This window comes from Thioclava sp. PTB-PU3-1, assembly GCF_055666785.1.
This window is the reverse complement of record NZ_JBVNVL010000006.1, coordinates 37,703-50,835: the sequence shown is the minus strand read 5'-3', so window position 1 is coordinate 50,835 and position 13,133 is coordinate 37,703. Positions and strand designations below refer to the sequence as shown.

The window sequence follows — 13,133 nt, the reverse complement described above, 5'->3', positions numbered from 1 at the left end:
AATTCACGAGCCGCGCAGCACCTGCAGCAGCTCCAGCGTGGCGTAGCCATCGGGCGGCAGACCGCGCGATTTCTGGAAGGCCACGATCGCCTTCGACGTATTCGCACCGATCTTGCCGTCCGTGCCGTCCGTATCGAAGCCCGCCGCGGTCAGCCGCTCCTGCAGCTCGACCTTCTGCTTGGAACTGAGCGGCTTGCCGGTGCGGGGCCAATCCTGCACGAAGGGCCCCTTCCCTTTCAGACGATCCGACAGATGCCCCACGCCGATCACGTAGCTGTCGGCGGAGTTGTAGCGCGAGATCGCGCGGAAGTTGCCGAAGATCATGAAGGCGGGCCCCTTCGCGCCCGCTGGCACGAGGATCGACGCCGAACCGTAATTCGGCACCGTGCCGCCCGTGGCCGAGCGCACGCCAAGCGCCGCCCAGTCGGCAGGGCTCTTCTTCGTACCCTTGCCGGTGAGGCCGTAGTTGAAGCCTGAGGGCAGGATGACCTCGACGCCCCAGGGCTGCCCCTTCGACCAGCCCGAACGCGCCAGATAGGCCGCCGTCGAGGCCAGCGCATCAGTCGGGTCTTCCGACCAGATATCGCGCCGACCATCGCCGGTGAAATCGACCGCGTAGGACAGGTAGGAGGTCGGGATGAACTGCGTGTGGCCCATCGCCCCGGCCCAAGAGCCGGTCATGTGCCGCTCGTCCACATCGCCCGACTGAATGATCTTGAGCGCCGCGATCAGCTGCTTGGCGAAGAACTCGCCGCGCCGCCCGTCATAGGCAAGCGTCGCAAGCGCGGGGATGATCGCCGTCTTGCCACGATAAGCGCCGTAGCGGCTCTCCATACCCCAGATCGCGACGACGACCTCTTTGTCGACGCCGTATTTGCGCTCGATCGCGTTCAGCTGCCGGTCGTATTGCCGCAGCATCTGCTTGCCGGTTGCGACGCGCTCATCCGAAACCGCGCTATCGAGGTAATCCCAGATCGACTTGGTGAACTCCGATTGGTAGCGGTCGCGCTCGATCACCTTGGGATTGTAGCGCACATCGGCCATCGCGCGGTTCCAGGTGTATTCGGTGATGCCGTTGGCCAGCGCACGGGATTTGAAGCCCGCGAGGAAGGACTCGAAACGCGCTTCCGTCGCGGCGTCCGTCGGCGGGATCGGGTCCGCCACCGGCGCGCTGCCCCGCGCCAGCGGCCGGGGCGAGGATTCGGGGGGCCCCGCACAGGCCGAAAGCGCAGAAAATGCCATAAATGTCAGTGGGATGATCTTGCCGGGAATTGCCATGGTGCCTGCTCGCTGTTTTGCTCTTTGAACCAGTGTATCAACGGTTCGTGAGGTTTCAACGGGCGTCACATGACACTCTAAGGCTTACTGGAGCGGCTTCTTGTCGTTGCCGAAAAACGGCTCCATCTGGGCGATGATCACGGAGTTCTCGTCGAGCGCACGCTGCATCAATTCACGTTCCGCATCGTCGATCTCATGGCCCTGTTTCTCGCGTTCCGCGAGCGTCCCGTAACCCGTGACGTCAAGCGGCGCCATCTCGGCCTGCTTGAGGATCGCCACGGTCTCGCGCACGGCCTCTGCCTCGTCCACGCCCGAGGCATAGCACAACAGCCCCGCCCCGGACGCGCCTTTCGGCAGACCGTCATTGGGCGAACGACCAACCTCGACCAGCAGGGTAAAGACCTGCTGGCGCGAGGGTTTCTTCTTCGGCTTTTCCGGCTTCTCAGTCACGCAGCAGCTCGTTGATGCCGGTCTTCGACCGGGTTTGCGCATCGACGCGCTTCACGATCACCGCGCAATACAGGTTGATGCCGTTCTTCGAAGGCATCGAGCCCGAGACGACGACCGAATAGGGCGGCACTTCGCCATACATCACGTCGCCGGTCTCGCGGTCGACGATCTTGGTCGACTTGCCGATATAGACGCCCATGCCCAGGACCGAGCCTTCGCGGACGATGCAGCCTTCGACGACTTCCGAGCGCGCGCCGATGAAGCAGTTGTCTTCGATGATGGTCGGGCCGGCCTGCATCGGCTCCAGCACGCCGCCGATACCGACGCCGCCCGAGAGGTGGACGCCCTTGCCGATCTGCGCGCAGCTGCCGACGGTAGCCCAGGTGTCGACCATCGTGCCCTCGTCGACATAGGCGCCGAGGTTCACGAAGGAGGGCATCAGCACAACGCCCGGCGCGATATAGGCCGACTTGCGCACGATGCAGTTCGGCACGGCGCGGAAACCGCCGGCTTTCCACTCTTTGTCGCCCCAGCCTTTGAACTTGCTGTCGACCTTGTCCCACCAGTGGCCGCCCTGCGGGCCGCCATCCTGCTGCTCCATGTCCTTCAGACGGAAGCCGAGCAGAACCGCCTTCTTGGCCCATTGGTTCACATGCCAGTCGCCGTTCTCGCGTTTCTCCGCAACACGCAGCTCGCCGCGATCCAGCGCGTTGAGTGTATCTTCGATGGCCTCGCGGGTCTCACCGCCGGTCGAGGGCGTGATGGTGTCGCGGGCTTCCCAAGCGGCTTCGATTGCAGTTTCGAGCGCGGCGTTCGACATGGGCAAATCCTCTTTCAGGTGGCCTTTACAGCGTTCACGCTATAGTTGGTCAAAGCGAAACGCGCAATGAGCAGGTGCCCCATGAAGGACGACACGACGCATTCGTTCCGCCACTCGCGGGACGACGCGCAGACCGCAAAGAACATTCCCGACACGCCACAGACCCGCGCGCCCGCCTATCGGCTGGCCTATACGGATGTGGATTTCATGCTGCGCGACGAGCTGCGCCCGGTGCGGCTGCAGCTCGAATTGCTCAAGCCGCAGCTGATCATGGACGAGCGCGGCATCGAGTCGACCATCGTCATGTTCGGCGGCGCGCGCATCCCCGCGCCCGAGAACAAGGCCAACGCGAAGACCGAATATCTCGCGGAGCTGTCGGGTTACTACGAAGAGGCGCGCATCTTCGCGCGCGAAATGACCGAACGCTCGATGCAGGAATACGGCCGGGAGAACGTGATCTGCACCGGCGGCGGCCCCGGCGTGATGGAGGCGGGCAATCGCGGCGCGCATGAGGCAGGCGGTCAGTCCATCGGCCTCAATATCGTGCTGCCGCATGAGCAGGCGCCGAACGAATACGTCACGCCCGATCTGACCTTCAACTTCCACTATTTCGCGATCCGGAAGATGCATTTCCTGATGCGCGCCCGCGCCGTGTGCGTCTTCCCCGGCGGCTTCGGCACGCTCGACGAGATGTTCGAGGCGCTGACCCTGATCCAGACGGGCCGGATGTCGAGAATCCCCTTCATCCTGTTCGGGCGCCAGTTCTGGGAAGAGATCATCAACTGGGATCGGCTGGCCGAGGCCGGAACGATTTCGCCCGAGGATCTCGATCTGGTGAGCTTCGTCGAGAGCGCCAAGGACGCGGTCGCGATCATCGACAATTGGAAATACGAGAACTGCTGAGGCGCGGCGCTCAGGCCTTCGCCTCGGCGCTGACCTCGGGCAGCTGCGCGCGGTGCTCATGGCTTGCGCGCGCTGCCGCCACCAGCGCCCGGAATAGCGCGCGCTGCCGGTGGGCATAGGTGAGGTATTCCGGGTGCCACTGAACGCCCAGCGCAAAAGGCTCCTCGACGCGCTCGACTGCCTGTACCATTCCCGACCCATCGCGCGCCGCGACCCGTAGCCCGTCGCCCAAGCGATCCACGGCCTGACTGTGCAGCGCGTTGACCCGCATCGGCGCGAGCCCCGCCAGCGCACCGAGCCGCGAGCCGGGTTCGACGCGCACATCCTTCTTCGGCAGAAGCGTCGTATGTTTATGCGCGTTGTAATGATCGTAAGCGTCCTGATGCAGATCGCCGCCCAGCGCGACATTGATCATCTGCGCACCACGGCAAATTCCCAGCACCGGCTTGCCCTGCACCATCGCCTCCTCGACGAGGCATTTCTCCAGCTCGTCCCGCGCCGGGTCGAGCACAGCGCTCGCGATCAGATCGCCGCCATAGAGTTCGGGCGAAATGTCATCGCCGCCGCCCACGATCACACCGTCGACATGCTGCACCTCGGCGCGTTTGCCCGCGACCCAGCGGACCGAGCGCCCGCCCGCCAGCCAGACGCCGAAGGCGATGAACGGGTAGACCCGCCACCCGGTGCGACGTGATGTCGATATGCCGATCAGGGGCTTCATCTATGCCCGGCAAGCCTCAGAATTTTCTCGCAGGTCTCGACCCATTTCCCGCCCAGCAGATGGAATTCGGTCTTCGCCGTCAACCATTCGCGACACATCAGGCCCAACAGCTCGGGATCCGCCGCGAGCGTCTCCACGAACCACCAGCGCCGCCATTCGCTGTCGAGCGACCAGGTCTCATCGTCGATGCGGCAATCGGGCAGACGGAAATGGAAGGCGGGACGCGGTGAAACGGTGCCGCCCTTCCCTTCCTCCGGCGCGATCAGATCGGGGCGCAGCTCGCAGAAAATCGGCAGCATATCGAGCCCGTGGTTCCGCGACAGCGTGTGCTTACGATAGGTGACGATCACCTCGTCGAGCGCAGCATCCGGGCCGAGCCGCGCCAGATCCTCGATCAGCTTCTTCGGATAAGGCGCTGTGAAAGGCAGCACTTCGCGCGTCCTCTCGATCGGCCATGTCTCGCGCATCCACTCCTCGATCAGCGCGAAGGCCAGAAGCGGGCGGACGATATCCTCGGCCTTGCGCGATGCGATCTCGGGGTTGAGGTGAAGGCCAAACCCATAGAGCAGAGACCGCCCCGTTCCCTGCGCGCCTTCGCTGCGCAGCAATTCAATGAAATCAGAGAGTTGCAGAAGGCCTTCGCGGTCCAGCGGCTCGGTCACGATCTCGACCGGAATGACCTCGCGCCCGATGCGCAGACCAAGCTCCTTGAGCGCACCGTCGGCTTGCTTGCGCACCGAAATGTCGAGATAGACCTGCAGATCGCCGAGCTTCGTACCGGTGACTTCCCAGTCCTGACCGTCGCTGCGCCGCGCCTCGCCCCCCAGAGCCTGCGCGGCGATCTGCGCGATGCGCGCCTCGGTGAGCCCGGCAAACTCGATCTCCACGCCAGTGCGGCGCGGCTTTCCCTCGGCATTACAGGGCTTTGGCAGCGGGGCGATGGCCTCTCGCGTCATGACGTCTCCGGTTACTTCCCACACGCAGCGTCAATGCAGAAGCGGCGAAGCGGGTTCCCTTAAAGCCCCGCCTCAGCCTGAATCTGCGCCCGCGACTTGCGCGCCCGCTCGGTCGCCGATTTCAGCTGACCGCAGGCGGCCATGATGTCTTCGCCGCGCGGCGTGCGGATCGGCGAGGCATAGCCCGCCTTGTAGATGATGTCGGCGAAGCTCTCGATCCGCTCCCAATCGCTGCGCTCATAGGGCGCGCCGGGCCATTCGTTGAACGGGATCAGGTTGATCTTCGCGGGGATGCCGCGGATCAGCTTCACCAGTCGGCGCGCGTCCTCGTCGCTATCGTTCACACCCTTGAGCATGACGTATTCGAACGTGATCCGCTCGGAGTTCGACAGGCGCGGATATTCCCGCAGCGCGTTCAGCAGCGTCTCGATATTCCAGCGCTTGTTGATCGGCACCAGCTTGTCGCGCACCTCGTCGGTCGTGGCGTGGAAGGACACTGCCAGAAGACAGCCGATCTCCTCGGCGGTCTTCGCGATCTCCGGCACGACGCCCGAGGTCGACAGCGTGATCCGGCGGCGGCTGAGGCTGATGCCTTCACCATCCATCACGACCTGCATCGCGTCTCGGACATTCTCGAAGTTATAAAGCGGCTCACCCATGCCCATCAGAACGACGTTCGACACCAGACGGGTCTCGTTCTTCGGGCTGTTCTTCTCGGGCCATTCGCCAAGATCGTCGCGTGCGAGCATGACCTGCCCGACGATCTCGCCGGGCGTCAGGTTGCGCACGAGTTTCTGCGTACCGGTGTGGCAGAACGAACAGGTCAGCGTGCAGCCCACCTGGCTCGAGATGCACAGCGTGCCGCGGCTTTCCTCGGGGATGTAGACCGCTTCGACCTCGTGGCCGCCGGCGATCTTCAGAAGGTATTTCCGCGTGCCGTCCTCGGACACCTGCTTCGAGACAATCTCGGGCAGGGTAATCTCGAACGTCTCGGCCAGCATCGCCCGGTAATCCTTGGCGAGGTTGGTCATCGCCGCGAAATCGCGCACGCCCCAGTAATAGAGCCACTGCCAGATCTGGCCGACGCGCATCTTCGCCTGCTTCTCGGGCGTGCCCGCCTCGATCAGCGCCGCGCGGAGCTGGTCACGGGTGAGACCGATGAGGTTCACCTTGCCGCCTTCGGGCAGCTTGCGCGGGATCGTGTGCACGTCTTGCGTGATCGGAGCCTGAGACTGGGTCATCGCATGTTTCCTTGAAATGAGGCGCCTCATATAGGGGATTCGCCCCTGCATTAACAGGGGGCGTCGCGCTTTTGGCTCGAACGCGAAAACCCCGGCGCATGGCCGGGGCTCCAATGTCAGGCGCGAGGGTCGCTTACTGGCAGCGCTGCTCGGCTTCGGTGGTCGCGGCGGTGAAGCCCATCAGCGAGAACGTGTCCTCGGTCTGGGTGCCACGGCTCGAACGCCCCGTCAGCTTCACGTCAGACCCGGCCTTGAGCGCGCCGATGATCTTCGCGTCCTCTTCAGGCGATCCGGCCCAAGCGCCGCCGCCATCGGTGAAGAGCGTGTATTTCTGACCGCCGACTTCGAGATCGACCGTCGAGCCATCCGCGAAAGGATAGCCGCCCATGAACGAAATCTCGGGCTTCTTGCCCGGACGGTAGGTCACGAACAGCAGGATATCCCCGCGGTTCACCTGCACGACCTTGCCGCCTTTGGTGTTGACCGTCTTCTTCGGTTTCGACACGCCCCAGCACTCTTTCGGATCGTTATCGACGAAGACGCTCCAATCGGTATTCGCCGCGACGCGGTTGGTGCTTTCCTGCGCCATTGCGCCATGCCCCGCCCCGATCATGAGCGCGGCGACCGCCGCGATCCGCAGACCCTTCATCATCATGCTTACAGCCTCCAGCTGTCAGGTTGCCTCTGCATCGCCCGGGCCGGTCACCCTGTTTTCGGTGGCGAATGCGTTTTCCTCTCGATAACACTCATTTAACCTAAAAAAGCCTAGGGGTAAAACCCCGCGATGGCGAGATTTCGCGCATAGGAGGCAGGCGATGACGGCACCGAAGGCAATGATCGAGCTGTGGCGCGGGGGGATGTGTGAATCCGTCCATCACGGCCATGCGGTGATCTTCGGCCCGGAGGGGATCGAAGCCTCTTGGGGCGATCCCGAAGCCATTATTTTTCCGCGCTCTTCCGTGAAGATGATCCAGGCCCTGCCGCTGCTGGAAAGCGGCGCGGCGGAGGCCGCCGGGCTGACGACGCGCCAGCTGGCCCTCTCCTGCGCGAGCCATTCCGGCGCGCATATGCACCGCGCGGCGGTAGAAAACTGGCTCGCGGCGCTTGGGCTGGGCGATGACGACCTGCGCTGCGGGGCGCATCTGCCGCGCGACAAGGCCGAGAAGAAGCATCTGATCTGCTCGGATCACGCGCCTTGCCAAGCGCATAACAATTGCTCGGGAAAACATGCCGGATTCCTGACACTGAACAAGCATCTAGGCGGCGGCCCTGACTATGTGGAGATCGATCACCCCGTGCAGCGGGCGGTGAAATCCGCCTTTGAAGAAGTGACCGAAGAGACCTCGCCGCGCTACGGGATCGACGGATGCTCGGCCCCGAATTTCGCGACCAGCCTCGCCGGTCTCGGCCGCGCCATGCAATTTTTCGCGGCGGCGACCTCGGACGGCGATCTGCGGGCGCGCGCTGCGACCCGTCTGGTCGATGCGATGATGGAGCATCCGGAGCTCGTCGCAGGCGAAGGCCGCGCCTGCACCGAGATCATGCGAGAGGCGAACGGGCGCGTCGCCGTCAAAACCGGTGCGGAAGGCGTCTATGTCGCCATGCTTCCGGATCAGAAACGCGGCGTCGCCCTGAAGATCACTGATGGCGCGACCAGGGCCTCGGAAGCGGCGATGATCGCGCTGCTGATCCGCCTCGGTGCGCTCGATGCCGACGCGCCCGTGGTGCATCGCAGATTGACCGGCCCGATCACCAATTGGCGCGGTCTGAAAACGGGCGAGCTGCGCCGTGCCGCTCAGTTTCCTTAAAGCCTAGAGCCGAAGCGAAAGGCGCTGCGCCCCCGCGTTTTGCAAAAGGCTGAGCGCTACATTCTGCGACGAGACACTGGTCATGCTCGAGAGCTGCGCACGAAGCAAATAATCCCGCGTCAGGACCTCCAGTTTCTCGGGCCTGGAAAGCTCCGCGGGGTCGGAGGTGCCATAGACGCGTTGCGCCTTGGACATATAGATCTCGCGCTGCTGATCGACATCAAGCGCGCCAACGCTGTGTGGCAGGTTGAGCGCTGTCTGGAACACCCGGCTCAGGGATGGCGATCCGATAATCGTGTACCACTTCGCAGCCTCGGACATATCCTTCGCCGCGAGCTCAGGTAGATCGCGTTGCAACGACATCGCCATGCGCAGGTCATTATCGACTTCGCCAACCGCGACCTCGAACTCTCGGGTTTGAAATTTCGTCAAAATCTCATCCGCGAAAGTCGAAAGCTTCGTTCGCGGGACGGAGAAATCTCCGAAACCGAAGGCCGTAGTCAGCGCGAGGTAGCTTTTGTCCGACAGCTTGTTGGCCAGCGCCGTTCTGTCCAAAGAGCCTTCCTCGAGCACTTTTCGGATGAAGTATTTATTGTCGATATCCGCATCGAGACCGAATGCGCCGAGCGCCACACCGAGCAGACGCCGATCATCTACCAAAGCCTTCGCCGTATCGATCTGTCCGATCGTCTCCCGGAAATAGCTATCGAGGCGTTGGTTTTCCGTCGACGCCGCGAAAGCGGCCTGCTGCGTCTCCATCGTGCGCGAGAGAAATCGCCACCCCGCAAACCCGGAGAAAGGGACGACCGGCTGATACGTCATGGCGCGCCTGCAGCGAGGAGGCGTTCCTCCCGTGGAAGAAGCGTCCGCAGCGCTTTCAGCGCCTGATAATGCTGGTTCTCGATCACGGCGAGCGTCGCCGCGTTCAGCTGCGCGCGACTATCGTGATCCTTGAGAACCTGGCTGAGTTGCTCGATCCCCCGAAGCAACTGCATCTTCGCCTCTTGCGGATCGGTGTCGCCGGAGAGCACAAGCTGCGCGATATAGCAAACCCGACGGACCGGGGTGTTGACCTCTCCGGGATGGATCGCGTCGCGCAGCCGAAGAATGTTTGCGTTCGGCGTCATGATCGCGAGTCGCGATCGGCGATCCCCGTTTTCGATGACGGCACCGTTGATCAGAACCCTCTCCTTCGGCGCAAGTTTCAGCACGAGCCCGCTCATTGATTTGCCCCGTCTTGTCGCAAGCCACGCATGATGGCGGTGTTTACATCGATCAACGCATCGACCGACCTGTCTTGCGAAAGTACGAGGCGGCTATGCGCCTGCGTGAACTCGTGCAGGAAAAAGATGCGGGCGCGAAGATCTTGCGGCAAGCCATTCTCCGGATCGGCGACATCCGCCGCAAGCGCGGTCCAGAGACGGCGGTTTTCGAAGATCGCTTCGGCCAACGCGGCAAAGGGGGCGTCCTGCGAAGAGACCTGTTTTAGGCGGCGCGTGATGCGGGCGAAGAGTTCGAATTCGAGGCCTCGCGGCGTGCGCATCGGCTGGCTTGGATTGGAATAGGCCGTTTTGGCCAAAGTCGTCGCGTACACGGGAAATCCTTCCGGTGACTGAAACTGATCATGCGCGGGACACATGAGAGAAGTTGGGGCACCGCATCAGGTGCCCCTACCCGAGCCTTAGCGGAACAGAGAAAGGATGTTCTGCGGCTGCTGGTTGGCGATCGAGAGTGCCTGAATGCCCAGCTGCTGCTGCGTCTGCAGCGCCTGAAGACGGGCCGAAGCCTCTTCCATATCCGCGTCAATCATCGAACCGATACCCGCTTTGAGCGAGTCGCTGAGGCTGGAGATGAAATCGGCTTGCGTGCCGATCCGTCCCTCCACGGAACCGAAGGACGATGCCGCGTCGGTTGCGGTCTGGATCAGCGTTTCGATATTGGAGAGCGCCGCGGTTGCCCCCGCATCGCTGGTCACGTCGATCGATGCGACCGCGCCGAGGCCGCCTGCCCCCGCATTGACGAATTGAGACACGATCGTAAGGTCTCCCGCCAGATCGGCGATACCGTCATTTTTGAAGGTGAGAGTCGAATCGCTGGTGGTGCTGATACCGGCCGTGAAGTCGACTTGAAGGTTGGCGATACCCAGCGCGTCGATTGCCGATTTGAGGCCTGCTGCGATCAGGTCGGTGCGCGCAGTTCCAGTCTGCGCCGCGTCTGCAGCCGAGAGCGTGTAGCTGACGGTTTGATCACCCAAGGTGACCCTGACGCTATCACCCGCAGCCCAGGTCACCGTATCATCAAGTACGAGGTCTTCCCCGGTCCCATCGGCCTTGGCGAGAGTCGTTGCGGCAACGTCCTTATCGGTGGACACCCCGTCGGACGCCGTGAAGACAGCTTTGGCGGAATACCCACCGACCGACAGGTTCTGCGCGTCGACGTCGATATGACTTGCAGAGACGGTGCCGTCCGACGCGCGATCGAGCGAAGACAGAACCTTGACCGTCGCGGCCGAAGAGCCATCGACCAAGTTCAGCCCGTTGAACTGAGCCGCCCCGACCACCGAGGTCAACTGTTCCTGCAAGGCGTCGATATCGGTCTGGATCTTGTCGCGATCCACATTCGCTTCCTGCGCTGCGACGATCTTGGTTTTCATATCCGTCAGAAGGTCGGTGACGGTTTCGGCCGCCTTACGAGCGACGGCAACGGTCGACTCGCCCAGTGCGAGGCTGTCCGAAATGCCAGAGAAGCTCTTAACATCGGATTCCATGACCTTCGAAATCGCCCAGACAGCCGCGTTGTCTTTCGCCGAGCCGACGGCTTTGCCGGTCGAGATTTCGGACTGCGTGGTGGCGAGGCCGGAATTGATCCCTTTGAGGGTCTGCAGCGCGACCATCGCGCCGGTATTCGTCAGAATGCTGGACATGATTTATCCTTTTAGTGTCGACGCTTTGCGTCACTCGATTGCAAAGCCGCGTGTTCGACGCGGCACTCAAGGCTTTCTGACCAATGCGCCTCCTGAGCCGTGAGGCGCGCCATCGCTTGGATGCGTCGTCACCATGGCCCTCCAAAGGCTAACAATCTGCTAAATCCCGCCCCCGATCTCTCAACAAATTCCTTTCATGATTAACAGCTTATGCACGACGCTCGAAATCTCCGCTGCCGCGGCGGATGGGCCGCGGTCGCCCTTCCTTGTCATAGGACTCGAAGCCTTTCGCCGCCGTCACAATCGTTTTCAAACGAGCCTGCGCCGCGCGAACACCCGCAAGTGCCGAGGCCAATAGCGTCTGATTATCGCGTGCAAGCGCACGGATTTTCTCGACCGTGTCGCCATCAGGTTTCGTCAGCGCAGCCATCGCGCGCTCCTTTCGAGCGCTCAGCCCGACAAGGTCGGAAAAATCCGCCGAACGGATCGCTTCCCGTTCGAGCCGCAGCAGCGAGATCAGCTCTTCCGCAGCATTCGTATCAGACATCCTGCCCTCCGTTCTTGAGCGATTCGAAGATGATTTCCGCAAGGCCAATTCCCCCGGCCTCGACCATGGCCTTGGACTGTTCGGCTCTCAGGAAGGACGTGAATTGCTCTTCGCCAATTCCACCGCCGAAAGCACCGCTTGCGGCTGTCATGCCCACCTCTTTGAGCATTTCCGAAAGGAACCCGGCCTCTAGCGCCTTCGCTTGCGCAAGCAGCTTGGCATCATGCGAAGAGAGACCAGCCGCGTGCGGCAGCGGTGATACGGTCGGACTGTGCATCGAACTCTCCAGTTGCAGATAATTTTCTGCACTCTGCCAGTCGGGCGTAAAGAATCGGTAAGTTCCTGCGGCGATAGTGGCCTCGACACAGACAGAAGTCGTGAGGACCATGTTTCCCTTTCCGATTCCAGAAACGCCGAAAGGCCCGAGCGGCCATCTCAAGGCAGCAGCGAGACCTACCGATACGGCGGAGTCGCCGGGCGGGACCTTTACGCTTGAAGAAGAGGCCGCGCCAAAAACCGTCGCAACCCCTCGTGGCGTTAACTCGGTTGAGAAGCCGGAGGGTGGCGCGGACCCGTTGGCCGACAAGGGCCCGCAGTGTGAGGCTGAAGATGCTCAGCTGGCGCCGACGAGCGGATCCGGTGCTCGAGAATTGGCTGGCAGCGATTCTGACATTGTGCTGCCCGGTCCGCAGGGCCCGTTCGGCCCGACGCGATCGGCTCTCACAGTCGCCCCGGACCATCCCACAAAGCTCGATGGTCAAAAGAAGCCTGTGGAGCGCATTGTCTCGCATGATGGCGGCGCGACGTCTCGACTGAACGAAAAAGGAGACCGGGAGAGGGTTTCGCTCGCTCACACGGAGACGGACAAAATCGAAGCGAATATCCCTGACACGGCTTCGGAAAGCTCAATGCGTTCTGTGCAACTCTCGAACGTGATGACCGTTCAGCCACAGATCGACACGCAAAACGCTGGCTTCGTGAAAGATGGAACGCTCTCAATACTCGTTAGAAATGATGCGGCGACCGTTGCGCCTCACGATGCGAGCGGTCGGGTACAAAGGTCTGCTGAAACTGGCGGAAATTCGGCGGTAGTTGTGTCGTCAAAACCCGAGGTGTTTGTCCCCGGGATTGATAGCGCTCAAAGTGCCGAGCCCGCATTGAAAATTCCAACGCTCACAGCATCCGATGCAGAGGGGACAAAGGCAGGGAACGTTGAAACCAAAAGCACACCGCAGGAGAACGCAACTAGCTCGGGCCCTCTTCGTCCCGACGGTCGTTCAGAAATGGCGCTTGTGCGGGGCCTGAATGCCGCGCCTTCTTTCCATTCACCTGCTGCAACACATAACCCTCTGGCAGGCAAACAACCTGAAAGCGCGCCCGTCTTTGGCCAAAACAGTGCCCAAACCCAACCGACCGAAGCGTCAGCTGGGGCTGCGCGCACCGTTGCTCCAGAAACTGATCCGACGCTGACCGGGATGAAGAGACG

The 13,133-nt window shown here is 62.3% G+C and carries 15 protein-coding genes; 2 read left to right on the top strand and 13 right to left on the bottom strand.

The genetic code is table 11. The features are described from left to right. Positions 1-3 precede the first annotated feature (3 nt). The 3 genes from ACZ7GB_RS15665 to dapD all read right to left on the bottom strand — a co-directional run bounded on the left by ACZ7GB_RS15665 (position 4) and on the right by dapD (position 2,548). On the bottom strand, positions 4-1,242 hold the full coding sequence (locus ACZ7GB_RS15665) for a lytic murein transglycosylase (RefSeq protein ID WP_246832524.1): 1,239 nt from the start codon (positions 1,240-1,242) through the stop codon (positions 4-6). A 120-nt stretch (positions 1,243-1,362) separates the two neighbouring features. Next, positions 1,363-1,728, bottom strand: a complete 366-nt coding sequence (locus ACZ7GB_RS15660; RefSeq protein ID WP_078521582.1) for a hypothetical protein — start codon at positions 1,726-1,728, stop codon at positions 1,363-1,365. Then, positions 1,721-2,548, bottom strand: coding sequence for a 2,3,4,5-tetrahydropyridine-2,6-dicarboxylate N-succinyltransferase (dapD, locus tag ACZ7GB_RS15655; RefSeq protein ID WP_078521584.1), 828 nt, complete (start codon positions 2,546-2,548; stop codon positions 1,721-1,723). The genes ACZ7GB_RS15660 and dapD overlap by 8 nt, the downstream gene beginning before the upstream one ends. An 81-nt stretch (positions 2,549-2,629) precedes the next feature. Between dapD and ACZ7GB_RS15650 the strand changes: the two genes are divergently transcribed. Then, on the top strand, positions 2,630-3,451 hold the full coding sequence (locus tag ACZ7GB_RS15650; protein ID WP_078571149.1) for an LOG family protein: 822 nt from the start codon (positions 2,630-2,632) through the stop codon (positions 3,449-3,451). A 10-nt stretch (positions 3,452-3,461) separates the two neighbouring features. Here ACZ7GB_RS15650 and ACZ7GB_RS15645 read toward each other — a convergent pair whose 3' ends face one another. The 4 genes from ACZ7GB_RS15645 to ACZ7GB_RS15630 form a co-directional block, all read right to left on the bottom strand. Beyond that, positions 3,462-4,172: a gamma-glutamyl-gamma-aminobutyrate hydrolase family protein gene (locus ACZ7GB_RS15645; RefSeq protein ID WP_472159423.1), complete on the bottom strand. Its 711-nt coding sequence runs from the start codon at positions 4,170-4,172 to the stop codon at positions 3,462-3,464. Then, complete coding sequence (locus tag ACZ7GB_RS15640) at positions 4,169-5,128, bottom strand: amidoligase family protein (protein WP_472159421.1); 960 nt, start codon at positions 5,126-5,128, stop codon at positions 4,169-4,171. The genes ACZ7GB_RS15645 and ACZ7GB_RS15640 overlap by 4 nt, the downstream gene beginning before the upstream one ends. A 59-nt stretch (positions 5,129-5,187) precedes the next feature. Continuing rightward, positions 5,188-6,369: a dual-specificity RNA methyltransferase RlmN gene (rlmN, locus tag ACZ7GB_RS15635; protein WP_078600955.1), complete on the bottom strand. Its 1,182-nt coding sequence runs from the start codon at positions 6,367-6,369 to the stop codon at positions 5,188-5,190. Between the two features lie 133 nt (positions 6,370-6,502). Then, positions 6,503-7,018 (bottom strand): invasion associated locus B family protein, encoded by a 516-nt coding sequence (locus ACZ7GB_RS15630; RefSeq protein ID WP_078521682.1) that lies wholly within the window; start codon positions 7,016-7,018, stop codon positions 6,503-6,505. A gap of 166 nt (positions 7,019-7,184) precedes the next feature. On the opposite strand from ACZ7GB_RS15630, the gene ACZ7GB_RS15625 reads away from it, so the two are divergent. Further along, positions 7,185-8,177: an asparaginase gene (locus ACZ7GB_RS15625; RefSeq protein ID WP_472159420.1), complete on the top strand. Its 993-nt coding sequence runs from the start codon at positions 7,185-7,187 to the stop codon at positions 8,175-8,177. Between the two features lie 3 nt (positions 8,178-8,180). On the opposite strand, the gene ACZ7GB_RS15620 is transcribed toward ACZ7GB_RS15625, so the two are convergent. The 6 genes from ACZ7GB_RS15620 to ACZ7GB_RS15595 all read right to left on the bottom strand — a co-directional run bounded on the left by ACZ7GB_RS15620 (position 8,181) and on the right by ACZ7GB_RS15595 (position 12,035). Beyond that, positions 8,181-8,999, bottom strand: a complete 819-nt coding sequence (locus ACZ7GB_RS15620; RefSeq protein ID WP_472159418.1) for a DUF1217 domain-containing protein — start codon at positions 8,997-8,999, stop codon at positions 8,181-8,183. Continuing rightward, on the bottom strand, positions 8,996-9,400 hold the full coding sequence (gene flbT, locus ACZ7GB_RS15615; RefSeq protein ID WP_078549540.1) for a flagellar biosynthesis repressor FlbT: 405 nt from the start codon (positions 9,398-9,400) through the stop codon (positions 8,996-8,998). The genes ACZ7GB_RS15620 and flbT overlap by 4 nt, the downstream gene beginning before the upstream one ends. Continuing rightward, positions 9,397-9,771 (bottom strand): flagellar biosynthesis regulator FlaF, encoded by a 375-nt coding sequence (gene flaF / locus ACZ7GB_RS15610; RefSeq protein WP_078549542.1) that lies wholly within the window; start codon positions 9,769-9,771, stop codon positions 9,397-9,399. The genes flbT and flaF overlap by 4 nt, the downstream gene beginning before the upstream one ends. A gap of 87 nt (positions 9,772-9,858) precedes the next feature. Then, positions 9,859-11,100, bottom strand: coding sequence for a flagellin N-terminal helical domain-containing protein (locus ACZ7GB_RS15605; protein ID WP_472159417.1), 1,242 nt, complete (start codon positions 11,098-11,100; stop codon positions 9,859-9,861). A gap of 208 nt (positions 11,101-11,308) precedes the next feature. Continuing rightward, positions 11,309-11,647: a hypothetical protein gene (locus tag ACZ7GB_RS15600; RefSeq protein ID WP_078605041.1), complete on the bottom strand. Its 339-nt coding sequence runs from the start codon at positions 11,645-11,647 to the stop codon at positions 11,309-11,311. Continuing rightward, positions 11,640-12,035, bottom strand: a complete 396-nt coding sequence (locus ACZ7GB_RS15595; protein WP_472159415.1) for a rod-binding protein — start codon at positions 12,033-12,035, stop codon at positions 11,640-11,642. The genes ACZ7GB_RS15600 and ACZ7GB_RS15595 overlap by 8 nt, the downstream gene beginning before the upstream one ends. Positions 12,036-13,133 lie beyond the last annotated feature (1,098 nt).

Excerpts from the sequence above, each read along its gene's own strand:
- ACZ7GB_RS15645 (WP_472159423.1), bottom strand. The coding sequence starts at position 4,172 with ATGAAGCCCCTGATCGGCATATCGACATCACGTCGCACCGGGTGGCGG.
- ACZ7GB_RS15605 (WP_472159417.1), bottom strand. The coding sequence starts at position 11,100 with ATGTCCAGCATTCTGACGAATACCGGCGCGATGGTCGCGCTGCAGACC.
- ACZ7GB_RS15640 (WP_472159421.1), bottom strand. The coding sequence starts at position 5,128 with ATGACGCGAGAGGCCATCGCCCCGCTGCCAAAGCCCTGTAATGCCGAG.
- ACZ7GB_RS15600 (WP_078605041.1), bottom strand. The coding sequence starts at position 11,647 with ATGTCTGATACGAATGCTGCGGAAGAGCTGATCTCGCTGCTGCGGCTC.
- ACZ7GB_RS15630 (WP_078521682.1), bottom strand. The coding sequence starts at position 7,018 with ATGAAGGGTCTGCGGATCGCGGCGGTCGCCGCGCTCATGATCGGGGCG.
- rlmN (WP_078600955.1), bottom strand. The coding sequence starts at position 6,369 with ATGACCCAGTCTCAGGCTCCGATCACGCAAGACGTGCACACGATCCCG.
- dapD (WP_078521584.1), bottom strand. The coding sequence starts at position 2,548 with ATGTCGAACGCCGCGCTCGAAACTGCAATCGAAGCCGCTTGGGAAGCC.
- ACZ7GB_RS15595 (WP_472159415.1), bottom strand. The coding sequence starts at position 12,035 with ATGGTCCTCACGACTTCTGTCTGTGTCGAGGCCACTATCGCCGCAGGA.
- ACZ7GB_RS15665 (WP_246832524.1), bottom strand. The coding sequence starts at position 1,242 with ATGGCATTTTCTGCGCTTTCGGCCTGTGCGGGGCCCCCCGAATCCTCG.
- ACZ7GB_RS15625 (WP_472159420.1), top strand. The coding sequence starts at position 7,185 with ATGACGGCACCGAAGGCAATGATCGAGCTGTGGCGCGGGGGGATGTGT.
- flbT (WP_078549540.1), bottom strand. The coding sequence starts at position 9,400 with ATGAGCGGGCTCGTGCTGAAACTTGCGCCGAAGGAGAGGGTTCTGATC.
- ACZ7GB_RS15620 (WP_472159418.1), bottom strand. The coding sequence starts at position 8,999 with ATGACGTATCAGCCGGTCGTCCCTTTCTCCGGGTTTGCGGGGTGGCGA.
- ACZ7GB_RS15650 (WP_078571149.1), top strand. The coding sequence starts at position 2,630 with ATGAAGGACGACACGACGCATTCGTTCCGCCACTCGCGGGACGACGCG.